The sequence below is a fragment of the Okeania sp. SIO2B3 genome, from assembly GCF_010672525.1.
Taxonomy (GTDB): domain Bacteria; phylum Cyanobacteriota; class Cyanobacteriia; order Cyanobacteriales; family Microcoleaceae; genus Okeania.
Map to the genome: position 1 here is coordinate 62,410 of NZ_JAAHGH010000031.1, position 6,351 is coordinate 68,760.

Consider the following 6,351-nt stretch of genomic DNA (forward strand, 5'->3'; position numbering starts at 1 on the left):
CACGCCAGTTATTGTGAATTATTCTTATTTTTACTACTTCCCTACTCCCCCTCTCCCCCACTCCACTACTCCCTTACTCCCCCACTCCCACACTCCCCTGCTCAAGAAAATAATTAGGACTTGCTGATTAACTATCAAAGTATTCACATATAAAAGTTTCAGCCCTATTAGGTTGAAAAAAAGTACTATGTTTTCGGCTAAGAAGGCTCATGCATGCTAGTATTTTGGGATGATTATGACAGAAAAATTGAGGGGCAATTCTTACTTCTACCTCCTCGCTCATTCCCATTCCTCCTGTCTCCTGTCTCCTGTCTCCTGTCTCCTAAGCCCTACTACTCATACTTTTTCAGCAAACCCTAATTAGGTTGTTATCCGTTGATAAAGAATAGCCTTACCTTGTCTTTTTCCAGAATCTTTCCACCCTCTTTGTTCCAGATCGCCTAATCTATTAAGAGTAGTTATATACGCAGGAGAACAACCTAAAACTTTCCCTAATTCCCGCGCAGTTTTTAATTCTTCAACACCATTATTCAACAAGTTTTTTGTCATTTCTTTTTGTTCGATAACTGTTGTCATTGATGATTGTTCATATTCATATCGATCTTTGAATGCAAGGTCTTCTTTTTCTATACTGTGTAATTTATGATTTTCTTTAGGAGTTACTAAATCTTCAGCATCATCTATTTTTTTAACTTCTTGAATCAATTTATTTTCTATATATTTGTCTATATAACTATCCAATTTATTTCCAATATACTTTCCTATTGCCACATTAATTTTAGTTTCCAAACTAAGCGACAACATACCTCGATCGCCATCTATTTCTTCTCCTAAATAAAGGTCTATAAACAAATTTAAAACTTCAAAAGCTGTAGAATCATTCTCCTTACATTTTGCTTGGAAGCGTTGCCATTTATCGCGAGCTAATTTAAAATCGATCCGAACTTTATCTTCTCTATCATTGCTATACATATTAACTAAATACCTAGATAAGGGACGAAATTCAAGCAGACATCGCGCTTGAAAGCCTAAAGCCGTTTATCTACCACTTATGGTATTGTCTATAATTATAGACAAAAAGTCAAATATTTTTGGCAATTCTATTAATTGATAAAAATTTAATTTATCTAGGTCAAATAATTGATAATTATCATCAATAATTTACTTAATCTGGAAGTTTCAGATTATAAATATGAATACAAGAGACTAATCAATATCTAGTAATTTTATGTTTATTTTTTATAAAAAATCATTGAGGATTTTTATCATTAAACTTATTCAAGAAACAAAATAATTGAAAAAAGCCAAAATTTAAACCTTATCTAATTTAAAAAGACACTTCCAGTTTCTTCAATTAACAAACTAGATTTATCCAAATTAAAATTATTAGTCTCAGTCATAGTTAACTTTAAAAGACCATTTTCAACAATAAACTGGGGTTGTATCAATAAAAAACCTCCCTTATCCCGATAAAAAGTAATATTGATAGGAACTTTTAATTTCCTTAAAATCACTTCAGACTTTCCTGACAACTGGCGTTGTGTAGTATCTCCAATTATCTCATAAGAAATTGTAGCAGCAGTATTATTTGCAAGTTTGATATTGACCAAACCATTTACAGGTTGAATAATTCCAATAGGCAATTGTCTGGTTCCAGGTAAAGGAGCTGTAGAGTCATTAACAATTAATTGTTTTGGAGGTTGACTAGGCTGAGTTTGAACAGTGTTTGATGGTGATACGGTCGAAGAAGGTTTTTCTGGTGAAGGTTGTTTTGAGGGTTGACTAGGCTGAGTTTGAACAGTATTTGATGGTGATATGGTCGAAGAAGGTTTTTCTGGTGAAGGTTGTTTTAAAGGTTGAGAATCAAAACGAGGCAATTGTGCTAGGCTAAGACTAGGTAAAGTTATACTTGATAGCAATATAATTATCAGCCCATAAATTTGCTTCTTTAGTCTAGTATTTATGCTGAATAACTGATTCAAAAACTGCATAATTATTTGCCTAAATAATCTAAATATTTTGTTATTAGTTAAATACCTATTATTATATCAGGAAAATGTTAGAGTAAATCGTTTATGAAAAGTTACGATTGGATTGTAGTTGGTGGCGGAATAACAGGAGCAGCTGTCAGTTATGAATTAGCAAAAAAAGGTTTTACCGTACTCCTGTTGGAAAAATACCCTACTTTAAAAGGTGCAACCCGTTATAGTTATGCTATTTTACCCTACTGGTCTAGTACTACAGATTTGACCAATCAACTTTTTCAGGAAGCAAAAGAACGTTATCATTGCCTATCTGAAGAATTAGAAACAAGTACCCAATTTAGAGAGTTAGATTTATTACTAACTATCGCCCTCAAAGATGACCCAGAAAAAATAGCTGCTACCTTCAACCACTACAATACCATACCCCACCTAATAAGTGTCCAAGAAGCCTGTGAAATGGAACCCTTACTCAATAAAGAGGCGATCGCAGGAGCTTTAACTGTTCGTAACGGTCATGTTTCTCCAGAAGCAACGACTTTGGCGTACTCTCAAGCATTTACGAGGTTAGGAGGTCAAATTGAAATTGCAGAGGTAACTGGGTTAGTCAAAACTGGGGATAATGCAACCCCTCGCTATCACGAACGCATAACCGGAGTTTACACCACAGGCAAAACTCATCACGCTGCTAATGTTGTTATTTGCGCAGGTGGAATTTCTCGTCATTTCCTAAAATCAGTAGGTATCCATACCCGTATTTATTTCACCCATGCCGAGATGTTAGAAATTCCTCCTACAGACTTACAACTACATACTAATGTAATGCCAGCAGTACAAGAACGTTTTCAATGTGAAGCTACTACAAGTACAGCTGAGTTTGAACAAATGTGGGATGAACCTGGTCACGAGTTTGTACCATTTAGCTTAGATGCTGGCGCAATTCAATTTAACAACGGTTGCATCAGAATAGGTCAAATTTCTCGCGTACTCACTGACCCTCACGCTAAAATTGATCCTGTTCAAAGTGAAGTTGCTATGCGATCGGAGATCGGGAAAATTTTACCTGCATTAGAACATTTAACCGCCACCTGGCATCACTGCTTAATAGCATACAGTGCTGATAACTTACCCCTCATCGGAGCTATTCCTAATCAAGAAGGGATACATATTTTTTCTGGGTTCAGTAGTCCCTTTGCATTTGTGCCTCCCCTAGCTAAAAGATTCGCTAATTATATAGTCGGAGAAAATGATGAAATTATCAAGCAATTATCTCCTCATCGCTTTGTCTAACTCATTAGGGTTTGCGCTCAAAAGTCTTTTAGTAGGAGTAGGAGACAGGAGACAGGAGACAGGAGGAACGGGGAATGAGCGAGGGGTAGGAGTAAGAATTGTGCCAAGATTTTTCTGCCATAGTCAGCTCAAAAAGCTAGTATTTTGAGCGTTTTCAATTATTAATTATTAATTGTTGAACTACATTCCGTTTTTTTATGCTACATTGTAGTATGTAGTATAGATTAACAAGCAATAGTAACTTAAAATCAAATATGCCATACGAAAAACTTAAACTCTCAACCCCAAAACCAGTATTATCTTGGGCAAATCATCCCCTAGAAAATCAAGAACACCAAATGGCCAAAAATGTAGCATCCTTGCCATTTGTCTTCAAGCACGTTGCCCTAATGCCAGACGTGCATCTAGGCAAAGGTGCATTAGTAGGTTCTGTCATTGCCACAAAAGAAGCAATTATTCCTGCTGCTGTAGGCGTAGATATTGGTTGCGGAATGTGCGCAATAAAAATGCCTTTTGTTGCCGACCAACTAGAAGGCAAACTCAAAAAAATCCGACAAGATATTGAAGCAGCTATTCCTGTAGGATTTTCTGACAACAAAGAAATCGAAAAATCTGTCACCAACTGGCAGCGCTGGAAAAACTTCAAAGAGTTACATCCAGGAGTAAAAAATTTAGAAAGTAAAGCTCTCAAACAAATGGGTTCTCTTGGTGGAGGCAACCACTTCATTGAACTTTGTCTGGATACAGAGAACAATGTTTGGTTAATGCTACACTCTGGTTCTCGTCACATTGGAAATAAATTAGCTCAATGTCATATTAACACTGCCAAGGAATTAGCAAAACTGGCAGATACAAAATTGCCAGATTTAGATTTAGCCTATTTTGTCACTGGAACACCAGAATTTGCAGCTTACTGGCGCGATCTACAATGGGCGCAAAATTATGCTCGGTTTAATCGAGATGTAATGATGGCTCGTTTTAAGCGAATTGTTGAAAAGCATTTAGTAGGAGGTAAACCAACAAAACCACTATTAAATGTGAACTGTCATCACAATTATGCGGAAAAAGAAGTACATTTTGGCGAGGAAGTTTATGTAACTCGTAAAGGTGCTGTGCGAGCACAGGAAGAAGATTATGGAATTATACCTGGTTCAATGGGAGCAAAATCTTTCATTGTCAAAGGAAAAGGAAACCATGAAAGTTATTGTAGCTGTAGTCATGGAGCTGGCAGATTAATGTCTCGAACTAAAGCTAAAAAGAGTTTTTCTGTTGATGATCTAGTTAAGCAAACTGAGGGAGTAGAATGTCGGAAAGATGGAGGTGTTATTGATGAAATTCCTGGTGCTTATAAGTCTATTGAAGAAGTGATGAATCAACAAACTGATTTAGTAGAAGTTGTGGCAAGTCTTAAACAAGTTGTTTGTGTAAAAGGCTAATTAATTTTTTGTGGTTTTATTGGCAGGACTTACGCAAAATCCTCGTGTTATATGCTAACTGTTGTGTAAGGTAGTTGCAGGTGTCCTACAGGTATGATTGCTGCGTAAGTCCTAATTGACTAAAAACAAAGTTGGTTACTAAAACAATTGTTGGAGCTGATATTGGCGATTTTCCTCCAGGAGGCTAGGCGATCGCACTAGAAATGGAGCCGAAAGATTGTGGAATTCTCTAGTAGGAATATATCGACAGTGTAAGTAGCCTACAGAGATTTCTGCTCTACTTATCAATAGGTCTTTCCTTGGTTAGAAAGACTCTATTGTGGTCAAAAAAATTAGAACAACCTAATGTGGGTGATAACGAGCAAGGTTTGAAACCTAGGGTTGCTCATTTTAAGGTTACCTCGATGTTACTGACCTATGGAAGCCCACCAATATCGGCGATAACAACTACATCCATTATTCCACTCTCTAGGCAATCATTATCTCCGATACCTGCATTTTGGTAGGACATAGAAGCCACAAAATTGACAGTACTACCATTAACACTCGTAGAATCAATCCCAACTTTTATAAACTTTGCTTCACGATCTCTGTCATTAGTCAAAGAAAATGACTTAATCGCAACAGTTGCTTGGCTAACAGTTCCAGAAAACGTTGCTGAAGAACTAACAGTTGGGTTGTTAGCACTAAAGCCGACTACTTTTACATCCTTAAATGTCAGAGTCATAATTAAAACTCAGAAATTAATTAACAGCTTAAAGTATACTTAGATATTGTATCATAAGTTATAGGAATTTCAAAAAATAAAAGAGGCATTTCCCAAGATACATGGAGTAGTAGATGCTCTGGGTAATCCCACCCATTTTTTTTAACTCCGGGTCAAGCATGCGACTTAGATGGAGCAGATATTCTCTTACCAGTTGTAGAAGCTCAAGCAGTTTTGGCTGAATTACGCTTATGATGCTCAGGAGCGAGTAATTGGACCTTTAACCAACAGAGGAATAGAGGTAGTGATTCCACCTTACGAAAAACCGGAAAGAAAGCCGTCACAGGAAATGAGATATTGTACAAAGCACGTCTATGAATCGAAAATTTCTTCGCTAAACTCAAACAGTACCCTCGCGTTGGCGGAGCCTAGCGGCAGCTATATCGCGACTAGATATGATAAACGTTCGGTTAACTTCCTGAGGGGAATTCCTACAGGTAGCCTCAGTCATTTTACTAGCATAGCGATCGCCACGATCTCCATACATCATAAAATACTAATTTTGTCAACCTTCTTAATTGATGACACGCCCTAGTAAAAAATTGCTTATATTTTTTTTCAGGAAACAACAAAACCCCCTTCCCATAAATTGGAAAGAGGGTTTTGCTAATTATCATCCTGGCATCGAGCTATTTTCCCGTAGGGCTTCCCCTAAAGTATCTTCGCCGGTACTACGTTTCACTACCAAGTTCGAGATGGAGTTGGAGTGGAGCCATAGCCCTAGAAACACCAGGAATAAAAAAAGAATCAAAGAAGGCTGCATAGTCAGAAGTAAGAAGTGAAATGATGAGGTCAAGTCCTCGGTCTGTTAGTGTGTCTAGGCTGCATACATTGCTGCATTTCCACCGAACACCTATAAACGGGTAGTCTTCCCGTG

General features: G+C 37.2%; 5 protein-coding genes and 1 rRNA gene. 2 read left to right on the forward strand and 4 right to left on the reverse strand.

Annotated elements, in window-relative coordinates; all coding sequences use genetic code 11:
• Positions 1-360: 360 nt before the first annotated feature.
• On the reverse strand, positions 361-972 hold the full coding sequence (locus F6K15_RS20200) for a hypothetical protein (protein WP_293063627.1): 612 nt from the start codon (positions 970-972) through the stop codon (positions 361-363).
• Between the two features lie 350 nt (positions 973-1,322).
• A complete protein-coding gene (locus tag F6K15_RS20205; RefSeq protein ID WP_293063628.1) occupies positions 1,323-1,919 on the reverse strand; it encodes a hypothetical protein in 597 nt (198 codons plus the stop codon).
• A gap of 156 nt (positions 1,920-2,075) precedes the next feature.
• Between F6K15_RS20205 and F6K15_RS20210 the strand changes: the two genes are divergently transcribed.
• Together F6K15_RS20210 and F6K15_RS20215 are read left to right on the forward strand one after the other, a co-directional pair.
• Entirely contained in the window at positions 2,076-3,272 is a 1,197-nt protein-coding gene (locus tag F6K15_RS20210) for an FAD-binding oxidoreductase (RefSeq protein WP_293063629.1), read from the forward strand.
• Between the two features lie 254 nt (positions 3,273-3,526).
• On the forward strand, positions 3,527-4,708 hold the full coding sequence (locus F6K15_RS20215) for an RtcB family protein (RefSeq protein WP_293063630.1): 1,182 nt from the start codon (positions 3,527-3,529) through the stop codon (positions 4,706-4,708).
• A gap of 415 nt (positions 4,709-5,123) precedes the next feature.
• Here the strand turns inward: F6K15_RS20215 and F6K15_RS20220 are convergent, their stop codons facing one another.
• Together F6K15_RS20220 and rrf are read right to left on the reverse strand one after the other, a co-directional pair.
• On the reverse strand, positions 5,124-5,435 hold the full coding sequence (locus F6K15_RS20220) for a hypothetical protein (protein ID WP_293063631.1): 312 nt from the start codon (positions 5,433-5,435) through the stop codon (positions 5,124-5,126).
• Positions 5,436-6,090: 655 nt separating this feature from the next.
• Positions 6,091-6,208, reverse strand: a 5S ribosomal RNA gene (rrf, locus tag F6K15_RS20225).
• Between the last annotated feature and the right edge of the window lie 143 nt (positions 6,209-6,351).

Bases quoted from the DNA above. Each gene is read 5' to 3' on its own strand.
- F6K15_RS20200 (WP_293063627.1), bottom strand. From the start codon at position 972: ATGTATAGCAATGATAGAGAAGATAAAGTTCGGATCGATTTTAAATTA.
- F6K15_RS20210 (WP_293063629.1), top strand. From the start codon at position 2,076: ATGAAAAGTTACGATTGGATTGTAGTTGGTGGCGGAATAACAGGAGCA.
- F6K15_RS20215 (WP_293063630.1), top strand. From the start codon at position 3,527: ATGCCATACGAAAAACTTAAACTCTCAACCCCAAAACCAGTATTATCT.
- F6K15_RS20220 (WP_293063631.1), bottom strand. From the start codon at position 5,435: ATGACTCTGACATTTAAGGATGTAAAAGTAGTCGGCTTTAGTGCTAAC.